The 22983-nt window shown below is 69.7% G+C and carries 18 protein-coding genes and 1 tRNA gene; 15 read left to right on the top strand and 4 right to left on the bottom strand.

Annotated features, from left to right (window positions below):
- Positions 1–64 precede the first annotated feature (64 nt).
- A complete protein-coding gene (locus OG390_RS21615) occupies positions 65–2824 on the top strand; it encodes a penicillin acylase family protein (RefSeq protein ID WP_406170221.1) in 2760 nt (919 codons plus the stop codon).
- Between the two features lie 68 nt (positions 2825–2892).
- On the opposite strand, the gene OG390_RS21610 is transcribed toward OG390_RS21615, so the two are convergent.
- Positions 2893–3468: a 5-formyltetrahydrofolate cyclo-ligase gene (locus OG390_RS21610; protein WP_406170219.1), complete on the bottom strand. Its 576-nt coding sequence runs from the start codon at positions 3466–3468 to the stop codon at positions 2893–2895.
- 133 nt (positions 3469–3601) lie between these two features.
- Here OG390_RS21610 and galU point away from each other — a divergent pair, with 133 nt between their 5' ends.
- The 7 genes from galU to OG390_RS21575 all read left to right on the top strand — a co-directional run bounded on the left by galU (position 3602) and on the right by OG390_RS21575 (position 9283).
- The gene (gene galU, locus OG390_RS21605; protein ID WP_406170217.1) at positions 3602–4513 is read left to right on the top strand and encodes a UTP--glucose-1-phosphate uridylyltransferase GalU; all 912 of its coding nucleotides are present in this window, start codon (positions 3602–3604) and stop codon (positions 4511–4513) included.
- On the top strand, positions 4510–5832 hold the full coding sequence (gene glp, locus OG390_RS21600) for a gephyrin-like molybdotransferase Glp (RefSeq protein ID WP_406170215.1): 1323 nt from the start codon (positions 4510–4512) through the stop codon (positions 5830–5832). Before galU ends, glp begins: the two co-directional genes overlap by 4 nt.
- Before the next feature lie 119 nt (positions 5833–5951).
- On the top strand, positions 5952–6464 hold the full coding sequence (moaC, locus tag OG390_RS21595) for a cyclic pyranopterin monophosphate synthase MoaC (RefSeq protein ID WP_406170213.1): 513 nt from the start codon (positions 5952–5954) through the stop codon (positions 6462–6464).
- Positions 6461–6973 carry a molybdenum cofactor biosynthesis protein B gene (locus tag OG390_RS21590; RefSeq protein WP_406170211.1) on the top strand — a complete coding sequence of 171 codons (513 nt, stop codon included), beginning with the start codon at positions 6461–6463 and terminating at the stop codon, positions 6971–6973. The genes moaC and OG390_RS21590 overlap by 4 nt, the downstream gene beginning before the upstream one ends.
- Positions 6974–6996: 23 nt before the next feature.
- Complete coding sequence (locus OG390_RS21585; RefSeq protein ID WP_406177786.1) at positions 6997–7656, top strand: GNAT family N-acetyltransferase; 660 nt, start codon at positions 6997–6999, stop codon at positions 7654–7656.
- Positions 7657–7843: 187 nt separating this feature from the next.
- Positions 7844–9112 (top strand): gephyrin-like molybdotransferase receptor GlpR, encoded by a 1269-nt coding sequence (gene glpR / locus OG390_RS21580; RefSeq protein ID WP_406170209.1) that lies wholly within the window; start codon positions 7844–7846, stop codon positions 9110–9112.
- Positions 9113–9209: 97 nt separating this feature from the next.
- A tRNA-Ala gene (locus OG390_RS21575) sits at positions 9210–9283 on the top strand.
- A 440-nt stretch (positions 9284–9723) separates the two neighbouring features.
- Here the strand turns inward: OG390_RS21575 and OG390_RS21570 are convergent.
- Positions 9724–10200: a GNAT family N-acetyltransferase gene (locus tag OG390_RS21570; protein WP_406170207.1), complete on the bottom strand. Its 477-nt coding sequence runs from the start codon at positions 10198–10200 to the stop codon at positions 9724–9726.
- Positions 10201–10349: 149 nt separating this feature from the next.
- Between OG390_RS21570 and OG390_RS21565 the strand changes: the two genes are divergently transcribed.
- The gene (locus OG390_RS21565) at positions 10350–11153 is read left to right on the top strand and encodes an exodeoxyribonuclease III (RefSeq protein ID WP_406170205.1); all 804 of its coding nucleotides are present in this window, start codon (positions 10350–10352) and stop codon (positions 11151–11153) included.
- Positions 11154–11545: 392 nt separating this feature from the next.
- On the opposite strand, the gene OG390_RS21560 is transcribed toward OG390_RS21565, so the two are convergent.
- Positions 11546–12175, bottom strand: coding sequence for a MerR family transcriptional regulator (locus tag OG390_RS21560; protein WP_399093389.1), 630 nt, complete (start codon positions 12173–12175; stop codon positions 11546–11548).
- A gap of 154 nt (positions 12176–12329) precedes the next feature.
- Between OG390_RS21560 and OG390_RS21555 the strand changes: the two genes are divergently transcribed.
- The 4 genes from OG390_RS21555 (at position 12330) to OG390_RS21540 (ending at position 16024) form a co-directional block, all read left to right on the top strand.
- The gene (locus tag OG390_RS21555) at positions 12330–13880 is read left to right on the top strand and encodes a flavin-containing monooxygenase (RefSeq protein WP_406170203.1); all 1551 of its coding nucleotides are present in this window, start codon (positions 12330–12332) and stop codon (positions 13878–13880) included.
- Entirely contained in the window at positions 13877–14815 is a 939-nt protein-coding gene (locus OG390_RS21550) for an alpha/beta fold hydrolase (protein WP_406170201.1), read from the top strand. The genes OG390_RS21555 and OG390_RS21550 overlap by 4 nt, the downstream gene beginning before the upstream one ends.
- Entirely contained in the window at positions 14812–15696 is an 885-nt protein-coding gene (locus tag OG390_RS21545; RefSeq protein ID WP_406170199.1) for an SDR family oxidoreductase, read from the top strand. The genes OG390_RS21550 and OG390_RS21545 overlap by 4 nt, the downstream gene beginning before the upstream one ends.
- Positions 15697–15811: 115 nt before the next feature.
- Positions 15812–16024, top strand: a complete 213-nt coding sequence (locus OG390_RS21540; RefSeq protein WP_406170197.1) for a hypothetical protein — start codon at positions 15812–15814, stop codon at positions 16022–16024.
- A 296-nt stretch (positions 16025–16320) separates the two neighbouring features.
- Here the strand turns inward: OG390_RS21540 and OG390_RS21535 are convergent, their stop codons facing one another.
- On the bottom strand, positions 16321–19593 hold the full coding sequence (locus OG390_RS21535; RefSeq protein WP_406177784.1) for a S41 family peptidase: 3273 nt from the start codon (positions 19591–19593) through the stop codon (positions 16321–16323).
- A gap of 311 nt (positions 19594–19904) precedes the next feature.
- Between OG390_RS21535 and OG390_RS21530 the strand changes: the two genes are divergently transcribed.
- Together OG390_RS21530 and OG390_RS21525 are read left to right on the top strand one after the other, a co-directional pair.
- Complete coding sequence (locus OG390_RS21530; RefSeq protein ID WP_406170195.1) at positions 19905–20495, top strand: TetR/AcrR family transcriptional regulator; 591 nt, start codon at positions 19905–19907, stop codon at positions 20493–20495.
- Between the two features lie 142 nt (positions 20496–20637).
- Positions 20638–22854, top strand: a complete 2217-nt coding sequence (locus OG390_RS21525) for an MMPL family transporter (protein ID WP_406170193.1) — start codon at positions 20638–20640, stop codon at positions 22852–22854.
- Positions 22855–22983 lie beyond the last annotated feature (129 nt).

Raw genomic sequence — 22983 nt, 5'->3', positions numbered from 1 at the left:
CGCCTATGGTTGCTCCAGCACTCCAGGACCGCCTGCCGCTCGCGTTAGGACAGCAAGGACAGCGATGCCCCCCAACACCACCGCCTCTTCCGGCCAAAAGCCCGGCAAGTCCGGCAGGAAGAAGGGGCGCAAAGCCCGACTGTTCTTGATTGTCCTGGTCCTGGCCATCATCGGAGGCGTCGCCTTCGGCGCGTACTGGAGCGTCAGCACCGTGCGCGCCTCCTTCCCGCAGACCAAGGGCTCCATCACGCTGGACGGCCTGTCGGGACCCGTCGACGTGAAGCGCGACGACTACGGCATCCCGCAGATCTACGCCTCCTCCGACGAGGACCTGTTCATGGCGCAGGGCTTCGTCCAGGCGCAGGACCGGTTCTACGAGATGGACGTGCGCCGCCACATGACCTCGGGCCGGCTCTCCGAGATGTTCGGCAAGGGACAGGTCAAGAACGACGAGTTCCTGCGCACCCTGGGCTGGGACCGGGTGGCGAAGAAGGAGTACGACACCAAGCTGTCGGCCTCCACGAAGAAGTATCTCCAGGCGTACGCCAAGGGAGTCAACGCCTACCTGAAGGGCAAGGACGGCAAGGACATCTCCCTGGAGTACGCGGCCCTTGGTTTCACCAACGACTACAAGCCCCAGGAGTGGACCCCGGTCGACTCGGTGGCCTGGCTCAAGGCGATGGCCTGGGACCTGCGCGGCAACATGCAGGAAGAGATCGACCGCTCCCTGATGACGAGCCGCCTCGGTCCGAAGCAGATCGCCGACCTGTACCCGGACTACCCGTACAGCCGGAACAAGACCATCGTCCAGGACGGCGCGTACGACAGCATCACCAAGTCGTACGTGCAGGCCGGCTCCGGCACGGCCTCCTCGGCCTCCACGGCGGGCACCGGACTCACGAACAACGCCACGGCACCCTCCGGCTCCGGCCTGCAGAGCCAGCTGTCGGGGCTCTACAACGTCCTCGACGACCTGCCCACGGCCGTCGGCGTGAACGGCAACGGCATCGGTTCGAACTCCTGGGTCGTCGGCGGCAAGCACACCATCACCGGCAAGCCCCTGCTGGCCAACGACCCGCACCTGTCGGCCTCGCTGCCGTCGGTCTGGTACCAGATGGGCCTGCACTGCACGAGCGTCTCCAGCAAGTGCCAGTACGACGTCTCCGGATACACCTTCGCGGGCATGCCCGGTGTGGTCATCGGCCACAACCAGGACATCTCCTGGGGCATGACCAACTCCGGGGTCGACGTCACCGACCTCTACCTGGAGAAGCTCACCGGCGACGGCTACCAGCACGGCGGCAAGGTGCTGCCCTTCACGACCCGCAAGGAGACGATCAAGGTCGCGGGTGCCGCGTCCAAGAAGATCGTCGTCCGGGAGACCAACAACGGGCCCCTGCTGTCCGACCGCGACGACGAACTCGTCAAGGTCGGCAAGAAGGCCACCGTCGACCCCGCTGCGCCCGACCGCGGCGACGGCTACGGCATCTCGCTGCGGTGGACCGCACTGGACCCGGGCAACTCCATGGACGCCGTCTTCGAGATGGACAAGGCGTCGGACTGGCCCGAGTTCCGCAAGGCGTCCGCGTCCTTCGACGTGCCCTCGCAGAACCTGGTCTACGCCGACACCAAGGGCCACATCGGCTACCAGCTGCCGGGCAGGATCCCGATCCGCGGCGAGGGCAACGGCTCGCTCCCGTCTCCGGGCTGGGACCCCAAGTACAACTGGACCGGCTACATCAAGCAGGCCGAGCTGCCCTACGAGTACGACCCGAAGCGCGGCTACATCGTGACCGCCAACCAGGCCGTCGTCGACCCGGACAAGTACCCCTACACGCTCACCACGGACTGGGGCTACGGCACGCGCAGCCAGCGGATCACCGATCTGATCAAGACGAAGATCGACGGCGGCGGCAAGATCTCGACCGACGACATGCGGCAGATGCAGCTCGACAACAGCAGCGAGATCGCCAAGCTGATCGTGCCCAAGCTGCTCAAGATCGACGTCGCCGACAAGAACGTCCGCGAGGCGCAGAAGCTTCTGGAGGGCTGGGACTACACCCAGGACGCCGACTCCGCGGCGGCCGCGTACTTCAACGCGACCTGGCGCAACATCCTCAAGCTCGCCTTCGGCAACAAGCTGCCCAAGGAGCTGCGGGTCAAGGGCCAGTGCCTGTGGGTCGACCCCGTCGACAGCACCGGTCCCGCGGACGAGGACCAGTCGGTCCGCGAGTGCGGTCAGCGCGACGCCGACCAGGCGCAGCCGGACGGCGGCGACCGCTGGTTCGAGGTGGTCCGCAAGACCATAGACGACGAGAACAACGACTGGTGGAAGTCGCCCAAGACGCGCCTGGACAAGGCGACCGACACCCGTGACGAGCTGTTCGCGCGGGCGATGAAGGACGCTCGCTGGGAGTTGACCGCGAAGCTCGGCAAGGACATCGACACCTGGAGCTGGGGCCGGCTGCACCGCCTGTTCCTGAAGAACCAGACGCTGGGCACCGACGGTCCCGCGTTCCTGAAGTACATGCTCAACCGCGGCCCCTGGAAGCTCAGCGGCGGCGAGGCGGCGGTCAACGCGACCGGATGGAACGCGGCGGGCGGCTACGGAGTTGTCTGGGTGCCGTCGATGCGGATGGTCGTCAACCTCGGGGATCTCGACAAATCCAAGTGGATCAACCTCTCCGGCGCCTCCGGGCACGCCTACAGCGCCCACTACACCGACCAGACGGACAAGTGGGCCAAGGGTGAACTGCTGCCCTGGGCCTTCTCGGAGAAGGCCGTCGACAAGAAGACGAGCGACACTCTGGTCCTGAAGCCCTGAGGGTCGGTACGGAATCGAAGTGGCCCTCACGCGTGCGCGTGGAGGGCCACTTCACGTATGCGGGGGCGTCAGCGGAAGCGGCGCACGCCGGAGGGGGTCACCACCGCGTGGACGGGACGGTCGTGCGGCTCCTCGGGCACCCGCTCGACGACCTCGGCGTCGTACAGGAGCACCACCAGCGCGGGATCGGCCCCCGCACGCTCCAGACGGGCCAGGACACGGTCGTAGGAGCCCCCGCCGCGTCCCAGACGCATGCCGCGCGCGTCGACGGCGAGACCGGGCAGCAGGACGACGTCGGCGCCCTGGACGGCCTCCGGACCCAGCCGCTCGCCGGTGGGCTCCAAGAGCGCCATCTTTCCGGCGTGTTGGACCCGTACGAGGGACTTCTCCCCGGCGTACGCCCCCCAGTCCAGGTCGTTGTCCGTCATCAGGACCGGTAGCAGCACGCGCACGCCCCCGGCGCGCAGCGCGTCCAGGAGCGCGAGGGTGCCGGGCTCGCTCCCCACGGAGACGTACGCCGCCACCGTGCGCGCATGCGCCAGTTCGGGCAGCTCCAGGGCGCGGGCGGCCAGGGCCTCGGCCGTTTTCTGCACGTCATCGGCCGTCAACCCTTTTCTCACCAAGAGGAATCCTCGCCGCAACATTCGCTTGCCAGACTCAGGTTCACGTCCGAGGTGACTCACAGGTTGCTCCCGTACCCTTCCTAATGCGCTCATATGAGAGCGAATTAACCGGAGCCTCAGATTCCGCACATAGCCACCGGTTATGGTTGCGGGCATGACTGAGTCACACCCCAGGATCAGCAAGGCTGTCATTCCCGCAGCAGGCCTCGGCACCCGGTTCCTGCCGGCCACCAAAGCCACTCCCAAGGAGATGCTGCCGGTCGTCGACAAGCCGGCGATCCAGTACGTGGTCGAAGAGGCCGTGGCGGCGGGTCTTGACGACGTCCTGATGATCACGGGCCGCAACAAGCGCCCCCTCGAGGACCACTTCGACCGCAACTACGAGCTCGAATCGGCGCTCCAGAAGAAGGGCGACGCCGACCGGCTCGCCAAGGTCCAGGAGTCCAGCGACCTCGCCACCATGCACTACGTGCGCCAAGGCGACCCCAAGGGTCTCGGTCACGCCGTTCTGTGTGCCGCCCCGCACGTCGGCCACGAGCCCTTCGCCGTGCTCCTCGGTGACGACCTGATCGACCCGCGCGACCCCCTGCTCGCCCGCATGGTCGAGGTCCAGGAGCAGCGCGGCGGCAGCGTCATCGCGCTCATGGAGGTCGCGCCCGAACAGATCCACCTCTACGGATGTGCCGCCGTCGAGGCCACCGACGAGGGCGACCTGGTCAAGGTGACGGGACTGGTCGAGAAGCCGGACGCGGCGGACGCGCCCAGCAACTACGCGATCATCGGGCGATACGTCCTCGATCCGCACATCTTCGACATACTGCGCAAGACCGAGCCGGGCCGCGGCGGTGAGATCCAGCTCACCGACGCTCTCCAGCAGCTCGCCGACGAGGAGAAGATCGGCGGCCCCGTGCACGGCGTCGTCTTCAAGGGCCGCCGCTATGACACCGGGGACCGTGGCGACTACCTGCGTGCCATTGTCAGACTCGCGTGCGAACGTGAAGACCTGGGCCCGGACTTCCGGACCTGGCTTCGCAGTTACGTAGCCGAGGAGATGCAGGGACTTTGAGCAGCGCCGCGACCCGCACCACCGGCCAGGATCACCTCTGGTCCGTGGACGACCACCTGGAGGACATCCTCGCGACCGTTCGCCCCCTCGAACCCATCGAGCTGCAACTCCTCGACGCCCAGGGCTGCGTCCTGGTCGAGGACGTGATGGTGCCGGTCTCCCTGCCGCCGTTCGACAACAGCTCGATGGACGGGTACGCGGTCCGGGTCGCCGATGTCGCGGGGGCGAGCGAGGAGTACCCGGCCGTCCTGGCGGTCGTCGGTGACGTCGCGGCCGGCCAGGCCAAGCCCCCCTATGTGGGCCCCGGCCAGGCCGCCCGCATCATGACCGGCGCCCCGCTTCCGCCCGGCGCCGAGGCCGTCGTCCCCGTGGAGCGGACCGACGGCGGCCTGGGTGAGGGCCCGGTCTCCGGGATGCGCGCCCGCAGCGCGGCCCCCGAGGCCGCTTCCGGTCAGGTGCAGGTCCACCGCCCGGCCGAGGCGCGCGCGCATGTGCGCGCGAAGGGCAGCGATGTGAAGGCCGGTGACCGCGCCCTCGAAGCCGGCACCATCCTCGGCCCGCCGCAGATCGGCCTGCTCGCCGCGATCGGCCGCGGCACCGTACGCGTGCGCCCGCGCCCGCGCGTGGTCGTCCTGTCCACGGGCAGCGAACTGGTCCAGCCCGACGAGGAGTTGGGTGCCGGCCAGATCTACGACTCGAACAGCTTCGCCCTCTGCGCCGCCGCCCGCGACGCCGGAGCCATCGCCTACCGGGTGGGCGCGGTCGCCGACGACGCCGAGACGCTTCGCGCCACCATCGAGGACCAGCTCATCCGCGCGGACATGCTGGTCACGACGGGCGGCGTGAGCGTCGGCGCGTACGACGTCGTCAAGGAGGCGCTGTCCTCCGTGGCCGACGAGGACGAGGCGGGCAGCGGCATCGACTTCCGCAAGCTCGCGATGCAGCCCGGCAAGCCCCAGGGCTTCGGCACCATCGGCCCCGACCACACCCCGCTGCTCGCACTCCCGGGCAACCCCGTGTCGTCGTATGTCTCCTTCGAGCTGTTCGTGCGCCCCGCGATCCGCACCCTGATGGGGCTGAAGGACGTCCACCGGCCCACGACCAGGGCGACGCTGAAGGCGGACAAGGCGCTGACCTCGCCCGCGGGCCGCCGGCAGTTCCTGCGGGGGACGTACGCGGAGGGCGAGGTGACGCCCGTCGGCGGCGTCGGATCACACCTGGTCGCGGCGCTCGCGCAGGCCGACGCGCTGATCGTCGTCCCCGAGGACGACACGTCGGTCGAGCCCGGCGCGGAGGTCGAGGTGGTCCTTCTCGGCTGAGCGGCCGGGGCCCGAGAGGGTCCTGCTCGGCTGAGCACCCCGCGTTGGCGGTACCGTGTCGCGCACAACAGGCCCACGCGCCGCACCGCGACAGGCCCGGACCGGGAGCGCCCACGCACATGACTGTTCCATCCCGGGGGGAGACCCCCGGACCCCCTGTGCAGGACCGACTGACGCACATCGACGAGGCGGGCGCCGCCCGTATGGTCGACGTATCCGGGAAGGACGTGACCGCGCGCACCGCCCGCGCCAGCGGACGCGTCCTGGTCTCACCCCGTGTCGTCGAGCTGCTGCGTGGCGAGGGGGTCCCCAAGGGTGACGCCCTTGCCACCGCGCGCATCGCGGGCATCATGGGCGCCAAGCGCACGCCGGACCTGATCCCGCTGTGCCACCCGTTGTCGGTGTCGGGTGTCAAGATTGATCTGTCGGTCGCGGACGACGCCGTCGAGATCCTCGCCACCGTGAAGACCACCGACCGTACGGGCGTCGAGATGGAAGCCCTCACCGCGGTCAGCGTGGCGGCTCTCACCGTGATCGACATGGTCAAGGCGGTCGACAAGGGGGCGGTCATCACGGACGTGAGGGTAGAAGAGAAGACGGGCGGGAAGTCGGGCGACTGGAGCCGGGCATGACGGCATCGTCGTATCGAGCCCTGGTGGTCACGGCCTCCAACCGTGCCGCAGCCGGGGTCTACGAGGACAAGGGCGGTCCCCTGATCGCCGAGGGGCTCGCGAAGTTCGGCTTCGCGGTGGACGGCCCGCAGGTCGTCCCCGACGGTGACCCGGTCGAGGCCGCCCTGCGCGCAGGCACCGACGCCGGGTACGACGTCATCGTGACCACCGGTGGTACAGGGATCTCGCCGACCGACCGGACGCCCGAGGCGACGCGGCGGGTGCTCGACCTGGAGGTGCCGGGCATTCCCGAGGCCATCAGGGCGTTCGGAAGAGAGAAGGTCCCGACGGCGGCACTGTCCCGGGGGCTCGCCGGAGTCGCCGGACGGACGCTGATCGTCAACCTGCCGGGCTCCACCGGCGGGGTGCGGGACGGCCTCGCTGTCCTGGAGCCCCTTTTGATCCACGCCGTCGACCAGATCCGCGGCGGCGACCACCCCAGACCTCATGGCAGTGGGGGTGCGAGCTGAACAGCCCATCCTGGCCGGTCGAGCTGGTGGACGGCGATGTCGTCCTCCGGCCCATAAAGCTGCGCGACCAGCGGGCCTGGCGCGAGGTGAACCGGCGCAACCGGGACTGGCTGCGGCCGTGGGAGGCGACCATCCCGCCGCCCACCCCCAGCGGCCCGATCGCGCACCGGCCGACCTACCGCCAGATGGTCCGGCATCTGCGCGCCGAGGCCAACGCGGGCCGGATGCTGCCCTTCGTGATCGAGTACCAGGGCCGGCTCGTCGGGCAGCTGACGGTCGCCGGAATCACCTGGGGATCGATGTGCTCCGGGCACGTCGGCTACTGGGTGGACCAGGGGGTCGCGGGCCGCGGGGTGATGCCGACGGCCGTGGCGCTGGTGACCGACCACTGCTTCCGCGCCGTCGGACTGCACCGCATCGAAGTCTGTATTCGCCCCGAGAACAGGCCGAGCCGCCGGGTCGTGGAGAAACTCGGATTCCGTGAGGAAGGGCTTCGTCCACGTTATCTCCACATCGACGGGGCCTGGCGCGACCATCTCGTGTACGCGCTCACCGCCGAAGAGGTGCCCGAAGGGCTGCTCGGACGTTGGCGCCGGACGCGCTCGGCGCAGACCCGATCGGAGCAGGTGGGATCGGAGCAGGCGGGCTCGCAGAACCAGAGCGAGCCGGGGAACGCCGGCTAATTGAATAGATGTTCGAAATTGACCGATCGGCGATCGCCTTGAGTCCGTCTCCGGTCATTGAATTCACGGTCCCGGCGGCCTGCTGATCGCATCGGTCGCAAAAAAAGCTCGAAATATCAGCCAGATCGTGCGACACACCGGCGCAATTGGCAGATGGCCTCACGCAAACCCCTCTACCGTGTGAGACGTGAGCAGCAGCGGCCTCATCTACGCAGTCATCGTCGGGGCCTGGGCCGCCTACTTGGTGCCGATGTGGCTCCGTAGGCAGGACGAGCTGAACGAAGCCCGTCCGACGGAACGCTTCAGCACCGCCATCCGGCTGCTGTCCGGACGGGCGGGTATGGAGCGTCGGTACGCCAAGGACCTGCGGGCGCGCTCCGCCGAGGAGGGGGAGTTCAGCGCCGACCCGGACGGCGTCACCGATTCGGTGGACGTCCGGGCCTTCGCCATGCCTCCGACCCGGCCGCAGGCGCAGGTCCAGCACCGGCCGCAGGTGCAGGAGCGGGTTCAGCCGTCGTCCCCGGCGCACTCGGAGACGGCGCCTCCGGCCGCCGCCCGGCAGGGGGCCGCGCACGAGGCCCCGGGCGCCGCCAGACCCGTGCCCCAGCAGGCGGCCAAGTCCGTACCGCAGCAGTCGCCCACATCCGCGCCGAAACCGTCGGCCAAGTCCGCGTCCAGGCGTGCGCCGGGCGCGCGGCGTGGTTCTTCGGCGGAGGCCGCAGCGCGTGCCCGGCGCTCGAAGGTGCTCGCACGCCGACGGCGTACGACGGTGATGCTCTTCCTCGCCTTCACACTCGGCGCGATCGTGGCGGCCGTGGGCGGGCTCGCCTTCCTGTGGGCGCCCGGCGTGCCCGCGGTGATGCTGAGCGGGTACATCGTGTATCTGCGGGCCCAGGAGAAGCGCCGCTTCACCTACACGATGGACCGGCGCCGGGCCGAGGCCGCGGCGCAGCGGCTGCGGGAGCGGCAGCCGCGCCGACGGCCGACCGTCGACCCCGGAGCCGACGAGCCGGGCGAGGGACCGGAGCCGGAGACCGACCCCGGCCTCTCCGCGCTCGCGGCCGATCGCCGCGCGCTCGTCGAGCAGACCGACCACGCGGAGTGGGTCGACCAGCAGCGCGAGCGCCAGCGCCGTCCCGGCCAGGGCGACAGCTGGGACCCCGTGCCGGTTCCGCTGCCGACGTACGTGACCGCGCCGGTCGCGCCCCGGGCCACGCCCAGCGTCGACCTGGGGGCGCCGGACGCGTGGAGCTCCGCGCGCTCCAGCGCCGTGGAAGCGTCCGCGCCGGAGGCCGAGCCGGCCGCCGAGGAGCCGTCCGACGAGGCGGAGGCCGTCGACGACGGCCGCAGTGACGCGCGTCGCGCCGCGTCCGCCCGGCGCGCCCGCGAGCGCGGTCGTACACCGCTCTTCGACCAGTACGAGGACGGGGGACGGCCGCGTGCGGCCAACGAGTGACGGGTGTGACGACGGGGGTTCGGGAGCCCCTGGCTGACCAGCCAGGAACGGATTTCCGGGCACCTCGATGGGGATGCTAGAGTTTCACTCGTTGCAAGGGCCTGTGGCGCAGTCCGGTAGCGCACCTCGTTCGCATCGAGGGGGCCAGGGGTTCAAATCCCCTCAGGTCCACGCAGCAGCTGTTCTTGAGGTAACTCGGGGACAGTTGAAGAGATCCCGTCCGATCTGATTGATCGGGCGGGATCTTTGCTTTCCCGGGCTGTCCACAACTCGCGCCCGACCTGCGGGCGTTGCCGTAGGGTGCTCGCTGCGCCGAGCACGAGGGAGAGCATGCACACCGCAGCGGACTTATCGACGACCCGTGTGGCGCCCCTGAGGATCCCGGCCTTCCGGCGATTTGTGCTGGCCAACCTGATCTCCGTCACCGGGTCGCCTTCCGGGAGCGGACCAGGGGGCGCGGAAGGGGTCAATCCCCTTGGCCGACGCCGGTCATGATGAGGTCCGGGAGGGCGGCGAGGGCCAGGTCGCGGGGTAGCGCTTGGGGGCCGGAGACCCTCGGTTCGGGCTTGGCCGAGGGGTTCCCCCATGCGGTCGCGACCACGAGCGGAGCTCTACAGCGCCTTGGCGTAGCACAGGCTCAGTTCGTGGAAGCGGTAGTGGCCGAACTTGGCGCAGGGCTCGTAGTCGCTCGATGCGTAGAGGGCGACCGCCTCGGGCTGCTTGGAGCCGGTTTCCAGGACCATGCGGGTGCGGCCGGCCGCACGGGCGTCGGACTCGAGGGCGGCCAGGATGCGGCGGGCGAGGCCGAAACCGCGGGCCTCGGGGATCACGTACATGCGCTTGAGCTCGGCGTCGCCGTCCGAGTAGCCCTCGTCGTTCTCGCCCTGGGCGCGCCAGCCGCCCGTGGCGACCGGGCGGTCCCGCTCGTCGTACGCGATCAGGTAGAGCCCGAGCGGTGGGGCGAACATCGACGGGTCGAGGGGGGTGGCGTCACCCTCGTCTCCGTAGCGCTCGGCGTATTCGGCCTGCACCTGGTCGTTGAGCTTGACGGCGTCGGGGTGGTCGAAGGCGACCGAGCGGATATTCATGCAGTCTACCGTACATCTATGCAATCGGTGAGGAGTGCCGATCGGGTTCGGATCGGCGGTACCGATTAAGTATCGTGCCCGGGTGCCGGCGGTGGCCTCGGACAGGGTGTCCCGTTGATCGCGCCGGCAATGAGGCCGAGGAGAGTGTTTTGCTGACGGTGACCTCTGTGAATGTGAACGGACTTCGGGCCGCTGCGAAGAAGGGCTTCGTGGAGTGGCTCGCGGGGACCTCCGCGGACGTGCTGTGCCTTCAGGAGGTGCGGGCCGAGCCCCAGCAGCTGCCGCGGGAGGTTCTCGAGCCGGCCGGATGGCATGTCGTGCACGCTCCCGCCGCCGCCAAGGGGCGCGCTGGTGTGTCCCTTTACACACGGCGTGAGCCGGATCGTGTGCGGGTCGGGTTCGGGTCCGAGGAGTTCGACTCCAGTGGGCGCTACGTCGAGGCCGACCTGCCCGGTGTCACAGTCGCCAGCCTCTATCTGCCCTCCGGTGAGGTCGGGACCGAGCGGCAGGACGAGAAGGTCCGGTTCATGGGGGAGTTCCTCGAGTATCTGAAGGCGCTGCGGGTGCGGGCCGCCGCTGATGGGCGCGAGGTGCTCGTGTGCGGTGACTGGAACATCGCCCACCGCGAGGCCGACCTCAAGAACTGGAAGGCGAACAGGAAGAACTCCGGATTCCTGCCCGAGGAGCGGGAGTGGCTGGGGCGGGTCTTCGCCGATGAGGACGGCGGGTACGTCGACGTCGTGCGGGCGCTGCATCCCGATGTCGAAGGGCCGTATACGTGGTGGTCGTATCGAGGGCGGGCGTTCGACAACGACGCAGGTTGGAGGATCGACCTGGCCGTTGCCACGGCAGGGCTCGCGGGGCGCGCGGTCAAGGGGCTCGTGGAGCGGGCCGTCAGTCATGAGCAGCGGTGGTCGGACCATGCCCCCGTGACAGTGGTCTTCGAGTCCTGACGAGTGCTGGGTGTGCCGTCTGGATCGGCCCACCCAGCACTCGGGTCTCGGCCCACCCCCTGTGCGGCAGGGGATTCCTCAATGGCGAAGGTCAGGCGTGAGATGTCCGGTCCGGCCGGTCGGAGCGCATGCCTGCCGGCGCGGAGCGCACTTCACCTCGGGCAGTAGCGCGACCCATGTGGTCGCCGTACGGATAGCCCTTTCGCGCGGCGAAGTGCATGCGTCCGCCGCAGCCTGCACAGTGCACCACCCCGGTGAGCAGGGCCGTTGTCGTCCCCCGCTTGCGGCGCGTGCCGTTGGAACGCGCCAGGAGGACGTCTTGCGGGGCCTGGAACTCGTCCTCGGCGAGTGGGTGTTCAAGACCCTTGCCGTCGGCTTCGGCGAGCGGGTGTTCAAGACCCTTGGCGTCGGCTGAGTCGCCGGTCCAGCGCCATCGACAGCTCCGCCTCCACCACGCTCTTCGCCAGCGGGCGCAGGCGTTGGAGGTCCTCGGTCGTGCGGTCCTCGGTGAGGACGAGGGTGGTGAAGAGCTGGGCGAGCGCGTCGGCGTGATCGCGTACACGCCGGGCGGCCGTCAGGACGTCCGCGAGCGGGATGCCCTCGCGGACCAGGGCCGCCGAGACGTCGAGCAGACGGCGGCTGATGTGGACGATCTCGCCGCCGTCGGTGCCGAGGTAGCCGAGGTCGAGCGCCGCGGCGAGGTTCTCCGGGGTCGCCTGGCCCGCGAAGGCGTCGGCCAGTTCCTCGGGAGAGAGGCGGACGGGGGTCTCCTCGGTGGGCTCGCCGAGGCCCAGCAGCTCGCCCACGTCGCGGCCGTGGTCGAAGGCCTCGGCCAGCTCGGCGATGCCGCTCAGGGTGTGGCCGCGTTCGAGCAGCGCCGAGATCGTGCGCAGGCGGGCCAGGTGTGTGTCGTCGTACCAGGCGATACGGCCTTCGCGGCGGGGCGGCGGTATGAGCTTGCGCTCCCGGTAGAAGCGCAGGGTGCGCACGGTGATGCCGGCCTCCTTGGCCAGCTCCTCCATCCGGTACTCACGCTTCTCCGCCACGTGCGCACCCTACGTCGTACCCCCGGTAACTTTCCCGGCCGCGCCCCCTACCCATCAGTACGCGGCTGCTCTACTCTCCCCATTGCGCCAGTGTTCACTGGCAGGGTCGTGCGGCTAGGGAGGCGTCGGGATGACCGAGCACGAGCATGTCCGAGTGGCGGTGATCGGGTCCGGGTTCGGCGGTCTGGGAGCGGCCGTACGGCTGCGCCGCGAAGGGGTCACCGACTTTGTCGTCCTGGAGCGCGCCGACAGCGTGGGCGGCACCTGGCGGGACAACAGCTACCCCGGGTGTGCCTGCGACGTACCGTCCCACCTGTACTCGTTCTCCTTCGCGCCCAACCCCGACTGGCCGCGCACCTTCTCCGGGCAGGAGCACATCCGCGCGTACCTGGAGCATGTGGCGGACGTCTTCCGGCTGCGGTCACATCTGCGCTTCGACACCGAAGTGAAGATGATGACCTGGGACACGGAGAAGCTGCGCTGGGGGATCGAGACCAGCAGCGGGTTCCTCACGGCGGATGTCGTCGTCTCCGCCACCGGGCCGCTCTCCGACCCCAAGATCCCGGACGTCCCGGGGATCGACACCTTCCCCGGCAAGGTCTTCCACTCGGCCCGCTGGGACCACGACTACGACCTGCGCGGCAAGCGCGTCGCCATGATCGGCACGGGGGCGTCGGCCATCCAGATCGTGCCGTCCATCCAGCCGGAGGTGGCCGGGCTCACCCTCTTCCAGCGCACTCCGCCCTGGGTGATGCCGCGCGTCGACCGGGCCATCAGTGGCGCCGAGCGCTGGATCCATCGCCAACTGCCCTTCACCACGCAGGCCCGGCGCGGACTCCTGTGGGGCATCCGGGAGTTGCAGGTCCAGGCGTTCACCAAGCGGCCGAACGAGCTCGGCATGGTGGAGCAGCTGGCCAAGCGGAACATCGCCCGCGCCGTCAAGGACCCGGAGCTTCGCAGGAAGCTGACTCCCGACTACCGGATCGGCTGCAAGCGGATCCTGCTGTCCAACACGTACTACCCGGCGCTCACGCAGCCGAATGTGGACGTGGTGGCCTCCGGGCTCGCCGAGATCGACGGCTCCACGCTCATCGCCGCCGACGGCAGTACCGCCGAGGTCGACGCGATCGTCTTCGGCACGGGCTTCCACGTCACCGACATGCCGATCGCGGAGCGGGTCGTCGGGGCGGAGGGCAAGACGCTCGCCGAGGTGTGGCGGACCGGTATGAAGTCGCTGCGCGGGGCCACCGCGGCCGGCTTCCCCAACTGGATGACGATCATCGGGCCCAACACCGGCCTCGGGAACTCGTCGATGATCCTGATGATCGAGTCCCAGCTGAACTACATGGCCGACTTCGTACGGCAGTTGGACGTGCTCGGCGGGCGTGCGGCCCTCGACGCGCGTCCCGGCGCCGTGGACGCCTGGAACCACAAGGTGCAGGAGCGCATGAAGCGCACGGTGTGGAACACCGGTGGCTGCACCAGCTGGTACCTCGACGCCAACGGCGTGAACACCACCATCTGGCCCGGCACGACGAGCGAGTTCCGCACGGCCACCCGGCGCGTGGACCTGGGGGAGTACGAGGTCGTGCGGGCGCCGAAGGCACCGGCCGCCGGCGCCTCCGCTGCCAAGTCCCCGGCCAAGTTCCGTTCCGAGAAGAAGGTGGAGGCCGAAGCGTGAGCCGACTGATGCATGTGGCGCACGGGGCGTACGCGCCGCCTGCGCCCGCGCGTGAGCTGACCGCCGTCTCCGCCGACGGTGCGCGACTGCACGTAGAGGTGCACGGGCCCGAGAACGCGCCCGCGGTCGTTCTCGCGCACGGCTGGACCTGCTCGACCGCCTTCTGGGCGGCGCAGATACGGGACCTCGCCGCCGACCACCGGGTCATCGCGTACGACCAGCGCGGTCACGGGCGCAGCCCCGCGAGCGCCACGTGCGGCACGGATGCGCTCGCCGACGACCTGGAGGCCGTGCTCGCGGCCACGCTCGCGCCCGGCGAGAAGGCCGTGCTCGTGGGGCACTCCATGGGCGGGATGACGCTCATGGCCGCCTCGGCCCGGGCGCGCTTCCGGGAGCACGCGGCGGCCGCGCTGCTGTGCAGTACGGGGAGCTCGCGGTTGGTCGCGGAGGCGCAGGTGGTGCCGATGCGCGCCGGCCGGCTACGGACGCGTATCACCCAGTCCGTCCTCGGATCGCGCGCTCCGCTCGGGCCGGTCACGCCGCTCGCCAGGCGGATCCTCAAGTACGCGACGATGGGCCCCGGTTCGTCACCCGGCATGGTCGAGGCGTGCGCGCGGATCGTGCACGCCTGTCCGCGCAAGGTGCGGTACGCGTGGTCGCTCGTCCTCGAACTGCTCGATCTCGACCACGGCGTACGGGAGTTGCGGGTGCCGACGGCGGTCGTCGTCGGGACGGCGGACCGGATGACGCCGGTCGTGCACGCGCGCGCTCTGGTCGCCGCACTGCCGAACTGCGTCGGGATCACCGAGTTGCCGGGGCTCGGACACATGACACCGGTGGAGGCGCCCGAGCTGGTGACCGCACGCATCCGCGAACTCGTCACCACATACGCCTCAGGGGCACCGGAAGCCGTAGAGATGAAGGAGGGCGCATGAGCAGGGTGAGCCTGGAAGGACAGGTCGCGGTCGTCACGGGCGCGGCGCGGGGCGTCGGTGAACTCCTCGCCCGCAAACTCTCCGCGCGCGGCGCCAAGGTCGCGCTCGTGGGCCTGGAGGCGGACGCGCTCAAGCAGGTCTCGGAACGGCTGCACAGCGACAGCGACCACTGGTACGCCGACGTCACCGACCACGAGGCGATGGCGCGGGTCGCCGAAGAGGTCAAGCAGCGGTTCGGGAAGGTCGACATCGTCGTCGCCAATGCGGGGGTGGCCAGCGGCGGGCCCTTCGTGGACTCCGATCCGGTCGCCTGGCGGCGCGTCATCGAGGTCAATCTGATCGGGTCGGCGGTCACGGCGCGGGCGTTCCTGCCCGTGCTGATGGAGAGCCGGGGGTATCTGCTGCAGATCGCCTCGCTCGCCGCCATCACTCCGGCGCCGATGATGACCGCGTACTGCGCGTCCAAGTCGGGCGTGGAGGCGTACGCGCACAGCCTGCGTGCCGAGGTCGGTCACAAGGGCGTGCGCGTCGGGGTCGGGTATCTCTCGTGGACCGACACGGACATGGTGCGGGGCGCCGACCAGGACGAGGTGATGCGCGAACTGCGGCAGCGGCTGCCGTGGCCGTCCAACAAGACGTATCCGCTGGGTCCCGCGGTGGACCGGATCGTCGCCGGGATCGAGCGGCGGTCGAGTCATGTGTACGCGCAGTGGTGGCTGCGCGGGATGCAGGGCGTGCGCGGGTATCTGCCCGGGATCATCGGGGCGGTCGGGCAGCGCGAGATGCGGCGGTTCGAGCCACGGCTCGCGAGCGTGCGTACGGGGCTGGTCGGGGCCGGTGGGGCCGCCGACGAGCAGCAGCGGCAGGGCACTTCACCTTGAGTCATACGGTGTGGCTCACCGTGAGTAACTGATCGAAATGCGTGCTTTGTTCCCCCGTGTAAGTCTGGTCGAGGCCCAATCCCCTCACCCACTACGGGAGTGAAACCTCATGGGCATGAAGGACCAGTTCCAGGACAAGGCCGAGCAGATGAAGCAGCAGGCCAAGAAGAAGATGGGCGACCCCAAGGAAGAGACGCGGGAGCGTTCCTCGCAGAAGCAGGGCTCGCAGAAGCAGGGCTCGCAGAACCAGCGTTCGCAGAACCTGCGTGAGGACGAGCGCATGCAGCAGGAGGCCCAGGACCGCTTCGACCAGGACTACGACGTCTGATCGTTGCGCCTGGCTGCGCCGGCTTTACCCGGGACGGGGTGCCCTCTTGACGGAGGGCACCCCGTACTTGCGTTGGCTGCTGCTGGGCGGATCCCCATCGCCCTGCGGGACGATCGAGCACAGCGCGCGCGACGATTGCGCACAGCGGCACAGCGGCACAGCGGCACAGCGCATGCACTCTCGCCGCACCGGCCGAAAGCCCAAGTACATCCAGTACGAGGACTTCCGGCCACCGGCATGCCGAGAGCACGCACCGGACGCCGCTCCTTGACGGGCAAACCTTGGCTGACGCGGCACTAGTTCGTGGGCCTCGGCGGGAGTTTCGGTCTTGTCCTGTCCGGGACCTGTGAGTAGTCCGGTGGGGATGCCGCGGGGTTGGACTTCAGCAGGTCGAGGGCCAGTCGGATGGCGTCGTCGAGTTGCGCGTGGCGGCCCTCGGCCCAGTCGAGGGGGGTGCGGAGGATCTCCAAGTCCGGGATGACGCCACGGTTTTCGATGGACCAGCCGTAGGCGTCGAACCAGGCCGCGTTCATCGGAACCGTGATCACGGTGCCGTCGCCGAGGCGGTGGCGCCCGGTCATGCCGACGACGCCGCCCCAGGTACGCTGGCCGATCACCGGGCCCAGCTTCAGCAGCTTGAACGCCGCCGTGATCATGTCGCCGTCCGACGAGGTCGCCTCGTCCGCCAGGGCGACCACCGGCCCCCGCGGCGCGTTCGACGCGTACGACACCGGCTGGGCGTTGCGTGTCAGGTCCCAGCCCAGGATCTTGCGCGTCAGCGTCTCGACGACGAGCTCGCTGATGTGGCCGCCCGCGTTGCCGCGTACATCGACGATCAGGGCGGGCCGGGACACCTCCATGCGCAGGTCGCGGTTGAACTGGGCCCAGCCGGAGCCGCCCATGTCGGGGATGTGCAGATACCCGCACATGCCGTGGCTCAACTCCCGTACCACTTCGCGGCGTTTGGCCACCCAGTCCTGGTAGCGAAGGGGCCGCTCGTCGATCAGGGGCACCACGGCGACCCGGCGCGACCGGCCCTCGCCTTCCGCCGGGGTGAACGTCAGCTCCACCGTCGTACCGCCCGAGCCGGCCAGGAGGGGATACGGGCCCGTCACCGGGTTCACGGGACGGCCGTCGACGTGGGTGAGCACCGCACCCTCGCGAATACCCGTACCGGCAAGAGGGGAGCGGGCCTTGGAGTCGGACGAGTCGCCGGGGAGAATCCGCTTGAGCATCCAGCTGCCGTCGCGACGGACGAAGTTGGCGCCCAACAGGCCCTGCCGGCGCTGGTAGTGGGGCGGGCCCTCGTTGCGGCGGGCGGCGGAGACGTACGCGTGGGAGGTGCCCAGTTCGCCCAGCACCTCGCGCAGCAGGTCCGCGAACTCGTCCGGTGACGCGACCCGTTCGACCAGGGGACGGTACTGCGCGAGCACCGCGTCCCAGTCGATGCCGCACATGTGGGGTTCCCAGAAGTAGTCCCGGATGATGCGGCCCGCCTCCGCGTACGCCTGGCGCCATTCGGCGGGCGGGTCCACGGTGTGCAGGATGCGGCGCAGGTCGATCCAGACCGTCGTGTCGCTGTCGCCGGCCTCGGTGGAGGGGACGGCGCGCAGGTCGCCCTCGTCCGCGACGACCAGCCGGGTGCCGTCGCCGCTCACCGCGAACCAGTCCAGATGCTCGACGAGTTCGGACTTCTTCGCCTTGCCGAGATTGAAGTACTCGAGGGTCGGGCGGCCCGACAGGTCGGCCGGGTTCACGAAGGTCTCGCCCAGCGCGCCCGAGATCGGCCAGCGCAGCCAGACCAGGCCGCAGCCCGCGACCGGTTGCAGCGCCGAGTACTTGGAGGCGGTGACCGGGAAGGGGGTCACCCGGCTCTCCAGGCCTTCGATTTCGACGGTCGCCATGCCGCTGTCGCCCGCCTCGTCCTCGATCGGGTCCAGGCCCCCGGCGACCGGACGCCCCTCGGGGTTCAGCGCGAAGGGGGAGGGGGTCGCGGAGGACAGCGGCACCAGATAGGGCCTGCAGCCGAGCGGGAAGGAAAGGTCCCCGGTGTGCACGTCGTACACCGGGTCGAAGCCGCGCCAGGACAGGAAGGCCAGATAGCGGCCGTCCCGGGTGAACACCGGGTTCTCGTCCTCGAAGCGACCGTTGGTGACGTCGACGATCAGGCGGTCCTTCATCCGCGCCATCTTGATCTGGCGCAGGGAGCGGCCGATGCCCGGGTGCGACCACGCCAGCCACGCCCCGTCCGGCGAGAAGGCCAGATCCCTCACCGGCCCGTTGATGGACCGAATGAGTTCCGTGACCTCGCCTCCCCCGGACTCCTCGCTCGCGTCGAGCAGCAGCAGCCCCCCGTCGTTCGAGGCGATCGCGAGGCGCTCGCCCTGCGGGTCCGACACCAGCTCCTGTACGCGGCCCAGCTCCCCGGAGGCGAGCCGGCGCGGCTCGCGGTCGCCGGTGGCGCGCGGGAGGAAGGCGATCTCGACGGCGTCCTCGCCCTCCGCGTCGGTGACGTAGGCGACCTGACCGCCCGAGCCGAGCATCTCGGGGAGCCGGACCCGCACCCCGGGGGTGTCCGTGATCGTGCGGGCGGGGCCGTCGCGGTGGGTGAGCCAGTACAGGCTGCCGCGTACGACGACGGCGCCGGCGCGGCCCGTCTCGTCCACGGAGATGCTGTCGATGTTCTGGGTGGCCGGCACCTGGTACGTGCGGCGTCCCGCGCGTGGCCCGCCCAGACGCACGTCGAGGCGGCGCGGGATCGACTCGGGGGACAGGTCGTCGACGATCCACAGGTCGCCCGCGCACTGGTAGACGACCCGGGTGCCGTCGCTGGAGGCGTGCCGGGCGTAGAAGGCGTCGTGGTCGGTGTGCCGGCGCAGGTCGGAGCCGTCGTACGCGCACGAGTAGAGGTTCCCGATGCCCTCGTGGTCGGAGAGGAAGGCGATGCGGTCGCGGACGAACATGGGGCAGGCGAGGTGGCCCTCGAGGTCGGGGAGCAGCTGCTGACCGTGCATCCACAGCCGGCCCATCGCGCCGCCCCGGTACCGCTTCCAGGAGGCCGGCTCGTGCGGCGGGGTGCCGGTGAGCAGCAGGGTCTTGCGCTCGTCGTCGATGTCTGCGGTGGCGATGTGCGAGACCGGGCCCCAGGGCATCTTGCCGCCCGGGTCGCCGTTGGTGGGGACCTTGTAGGCCCAGGTGAAGTACGAGAAGGGCTCGCCGTGCGAGGCGACGGCGAGGATGTCGCCGTCGGGGGTCCAGCCGCAGACCTGGGTGTCCGCGCTGCCCCAATAGGTGAGCCGCCTGGCGGGACCGCCGGCCACCGGCGCCAGATGGATCTCCGGGACGAAGCTGCGCCAGCTCGTGTACGCGATGTGGCGGCCGTCGGGGGAGAAGCGGGGGTGGCCGATCTTGGTGCGGTCCACGGTGACCCGCCAGGCGCGGCCCGGCCCGTCGAGGGGGGCCAGCCACAGGTCGTCCTCGGCCGCGAAGCACAGCAGGTCGCCGCTGAGGTGCGGGAAGCGCAGGTATCCGGGTGCGTGGTCCGCGCCGGTCGCGTTCTCGTCGGTGATCGCCTGCTCGTCGGTGATCACGTGCTCGTCGATCGTCGCCTGCTCGTGCTCGTCGCTCACCTACCCATGCTTTTCCGCTCGGCGCGCCCCGGCAACTCGTAGCTTTGCCGGCGGGCCTCGGCAACTCGTAGCTTTTCCGATCGGAGGGCCTCGGCAACCACTGAAAACGTGCCCGTGACCCAGAACACGTACGAAACGGTTTCGTTTCGTTGACTCTCGGGGTATCTTCAGAGACGTACGCAAGAGACGTACGAAACCGTGTCGTTCGGAGCCCTGCCGCTCCGGGCGCGGAGCAGGGGAAGGTGAGTGCGATGGCTGAGACCGCGACGGCGCGACGCAGTCGGATCACGCCGGAGCGCGAGGCCGAGCTGTACGCGGCCGTGCTCGACCTGCTCCGGGAGGTCGGCTACGACGCGCTGACCATGGATGCCGTCGCCGCGCGCACCAAGTCCAGCAAAGCCACCCTCTACCGCCAGTGGGGCAGCAAGGCCGAGCTGGTCGTCAGGGCGATGCGGCACAGCAAGCCGGGCAACATCGCCGATATCGACACGGGGTCCCTGCGGGGCGACTTCCTCGCGCTGCTGGCGCGCGAGGACGACTGTGTCATGGAGCAGAACTCCGCGCTGATGCGGGCCCTGGCCATGGCGGTGCACTCCAACCCCGATCTCCTCAAGGCCTTCCGTGAACTGCTCATCGAGCCGGAGATCGTGGAGATGCGCAAGGTGCTCCAGCGCGCCGTCGACCGGGGTGAGATCCGTCCGGACAACCCCGCGATGGACTACGTGCTGCACATGGTGATCGGCGGCTTCGCCGCCCGCACGTTCATCGACGATCTGCCACCGACGCAGGAGTTCCTCCGCAAGTACTTCGAAGCCGTGGTCTTCCCCGCCCTCGGTGTCTGAACCTCCGCCAACTCACCTGTAAGACCCACCTGTTGCACCTGACGCGCGACCGCTCACGTCGTCGGGCTGATCCCCCCCTGCCCCCACTCGGGTGATCACACCAGCCCCTGCCATCCCACGACCTGATCGGGAGAACGCCCTCGTGGCCACGTTCCTCTACAAACTCGGCCGACTCGCCTTCAGGCGACGGCACTTCGTCGCCCTGATCTGGGTGGCACTGCTGACGCTCGCGGGTGTCGGCGCCGCCTCCGCGCCCACCGCGGGAGCGTCCTCCTTCTCGATCCCCGGCACCGAGGCGCAGAAGGCCTTCGACCTGCTGGAGAGCCGCTTCCCCGGTATGAGCGCCGACGGAGCGACCGCGCGGGTGGTCTTCAAGGCGCCCAGCGGCGAGAAGATGTCGGACAAGGACAACAAGGCCACCGTCAAGAAGACCGTCAAGGCGCTCGGCGACGGCTCCGAAGTCACCTCCGTCACCGACCCGTTCAAGGCGAAGGCCGTGAGCAAGGACGGCTCGATCGCCTACGCGCAGGTGAAGTACAAGGTCTCCGGGATGGAGTTGAAGGACTCCTCGAAGGACGCGCTGAAGGAGACCGCGCAGGAGGCGCGGCATGCCGGGCTGACCGTCGAGGTCGGCGGTGACGCCCTCCAGGCGACGCCCGAGACCGGATCCACCGAGGTCATCGGTATCGCGGTCGCCGCGGTCGTGCTCGTCATCACCTTCGGTTCGCTGATCGCGGCCGGGCTGCCGCTGCTGACCGCGCTGATCGGTGTCGGCATCGGCGTCTCCACCATCACCGCCCTCGCCAACGCGCTCGACCTCGGCACCACCACGTCGACGCTTGCGATGATGATCGGCCTCGCGGTCGGCATCGACTACGCGCTGTTCATCGTCTCCCGCTACCGGGCCGAGCTGGCCGAGGGCCGCGAACGCGAGGAGGCGGCCGGGCGGGCCGTCGGCACGGCGGGCTCCGCGGTGGTCTTCGCGGGTCTGACGGTCGTGATCGCGCTGGTGGGCCTGTCGGTCGTCAACATCCCGATGCTGACGAAGATGGGCGTCGCGGCGGCGGGCACGGTCGCCATCGCCGTACTCATCGCGCTGACCATGATTCCCGCGCTGCTCGGGTACGCGGGCCGCAAGGTGCAGCCCGCCGGCAAGAAGAGCAAGCTGCTCGGCGGCGGTCGCGCCGCCAAGAAGGAGAGCAAGCCCAACATGGGCACGCGCTGGGCGAGCTTCGTCGTGCGCCGTCCGCTCGCCGTCCTGCTGCTCGGCGTCGTGGGTCTGGGTGCGGCGGCGATTCCGGCGACCTCGCTCGAACTGGGTCTGCCCGACGACGGTTCGCAGCCGACGTCCACCACGCAGCGCCGCGCCTACGACCTGCTGTCCGAGGGCTTCGGGCCCGGTTTCAACGGCCCGCTGATGGTCGTCGTCGACGCGAAGGCGAGCGACGCCCCGAAGGCGGCGTTCACCAAGGTGCGCAACGAGATAAAGGACCTCAAGGGCGTCGTGACGGTGACCCGGCCGGCGCCCAACAAGGCCGGCGACACCGCGACGATCACGGTGATCCCGGACTCCAAGCCCTCCTCGGTCAAGACCGAGGACCTGGTGCACGCGATCCGCGACGACGGCGCCGACGTCAAGGCGGACACCGACGCCACGGTGCTCGTCACCGGCACTACGGCGATGAACATCGACTTCTCGCAGAAGCTCAACGACGCGCTGATCCCGTATCTGGCGCTGGTGGTCGGCCTCGCCTTCCTGCTCCTGATCGTGGTCTTCCGCTCGATCCTGGTTCCGCTGAAGGCGGCCCTCGGCTTCCTGCTCTCGGTGATGGCCGCGCTCGGCGCAGTCGTCGCGGTCTTCCAGTGGGGCTGGCTGTCCGGCCTCATGGGCGTCGAGGAGACAGGCCCGATCATGTCGATGATGCCGATCTTCATGGTGGGCGTCGTCTTCGGTCTCGCCATGGACTACGAGGTCTTCCTCGTGACCCGGATGCGCGAGGCGTACGTCCACGGGGAGAAGCCCGGTCAGGCCATCGTGACCGGCTTCAAGCACGGCGCGCGGGTGGTGACGGCGGCGGCCGTCATCATGATCGCGGTGTTCTCCGGCTTCATCGGCTCCAGCGAGTCGATGATCAAGATGATCGGCTTCGGCCTCGCGATCGCCGTCTTCTTCGACGCGTTCATCGTGCGCATGGCGATCGTTCCGGCCGTCCTGGCCCTGCTGGGCAAGAGGGCCTGGTGGCTGCCGAAGTGGCTGGACCGCGCGCTGCCGAACGTCGACGTCGAGGGCGAGGGCCTGCGGGCACTCGACAGGAAGTCGATGAACGAGGACGACGACCGGGCACTGGCCCGGGTCTGAGTACGCCTCAACCGCGGTGAGGGCGCCCCACGCACGCGTGGGGCGCCCTCACCGGCATTCATCGGGCTTCCGCGGTCTGCGCACGTTGCCGACCGACCCGCTCGGCCCCGCGTCGAGCGGTATGCGGCC

This window comes from Streptomyces sp. NBC_00996 (assembly GCF_045162675.1).
Lineage (GTDB): Bacteria > Actinomycetota > Actinomycetes > Streptomycetales > Streptomycetaceae > Streptomyces.
The sequence above is the reverse complement of the archived record's forward strand: the minus strand, read 5'-3'. Positions and strand labels throughout refer to the sequence as shown.

What these genes read in the sequence shown, in the direction of transcription:
- galU (WP_406170217.1), top strand. Translation starts at nt 3,602, where the DNA reads ATGACTGAGTCACACCCCAGGATCAGCAAGGCTGTCATTCCCGCAGCA.
- OG390_RS21540 (WP_406170197.1), top strand. Translation starts at nt 15,812, where the DNA reads ATGAAGGACCAGTTCCAGGACAAGGCCGAGCAGATGAAGCAGCAGGCC.
- moaC (WP_406170213.1), top strand. Translation starts at nt 5,952, where the DNA reads ATGACTGTTCCATCCCGGGGGGAGACCCCCGGACCCCCTGTGCAGGAC.
- OG390_RS21560 (WP_399093389.1), bottom strand. Translation starts at nt 12,175, where the DNA reads ATGGAGGAGCTGGCCAAGGAGGCCGGCATCACCGTGCGCACCCTGCGC.
- OG390_RS21615 (WP_406170221.1), top strand. Translation starts at nt 65, where the DNA reads ATGCCCCCCAACACCACCGCCTCTTCCGGCCAAAAGCCCGGCAAGTCC.
- OG390_RS21610 (WP_406170219.1), bottom strand. Translation starts at nt 3,468, where the DNA reads ATGTTGCGGCGAGGATTCCTCTTGGTGAGAAAAGGGTTGACGGCCGAT.
- OG390_RS21570 (WP_406170207.1), bottom strand. Translation starts at nt 10,200, where the DNA reads ATGAATATCCGCTCGGTCGCCTTCGACCACCCCGACGCCGTCAAGCTC.
- OG390_RS21545 (WP_406170199.1), top strand. Translation starts at nt 14,812, where the DNA reads ATGAGCAGGGTGAGCCTGGAAGGACAGGTCGCGGTCGTCACGGGCGCG.
- OG390_RS21590 (WP_406170211.1), top strand. Translation starts at nt 6,461, where the DNA reads ATGACGGCATCGTCGTATCGAGCCCTGGTGGTCACGGCCTCCAACCGT.
- OG390_RS21555 (WP_406170203.1), top strand. Translation starts at nt 12,330, where the DNA reads ATGACCGAGCACGAGCATGTCCGAGTGGCGGTGATCGGGTCCGGGTTC.
- OG390_RS21530 (WP_406170195.1), top strand. Translation starts at nt 19,905, where the DNA reads ATGGCTGAGACCGCGACGGCGCGACGCAGTCGGATCACGCCGGAGCGC.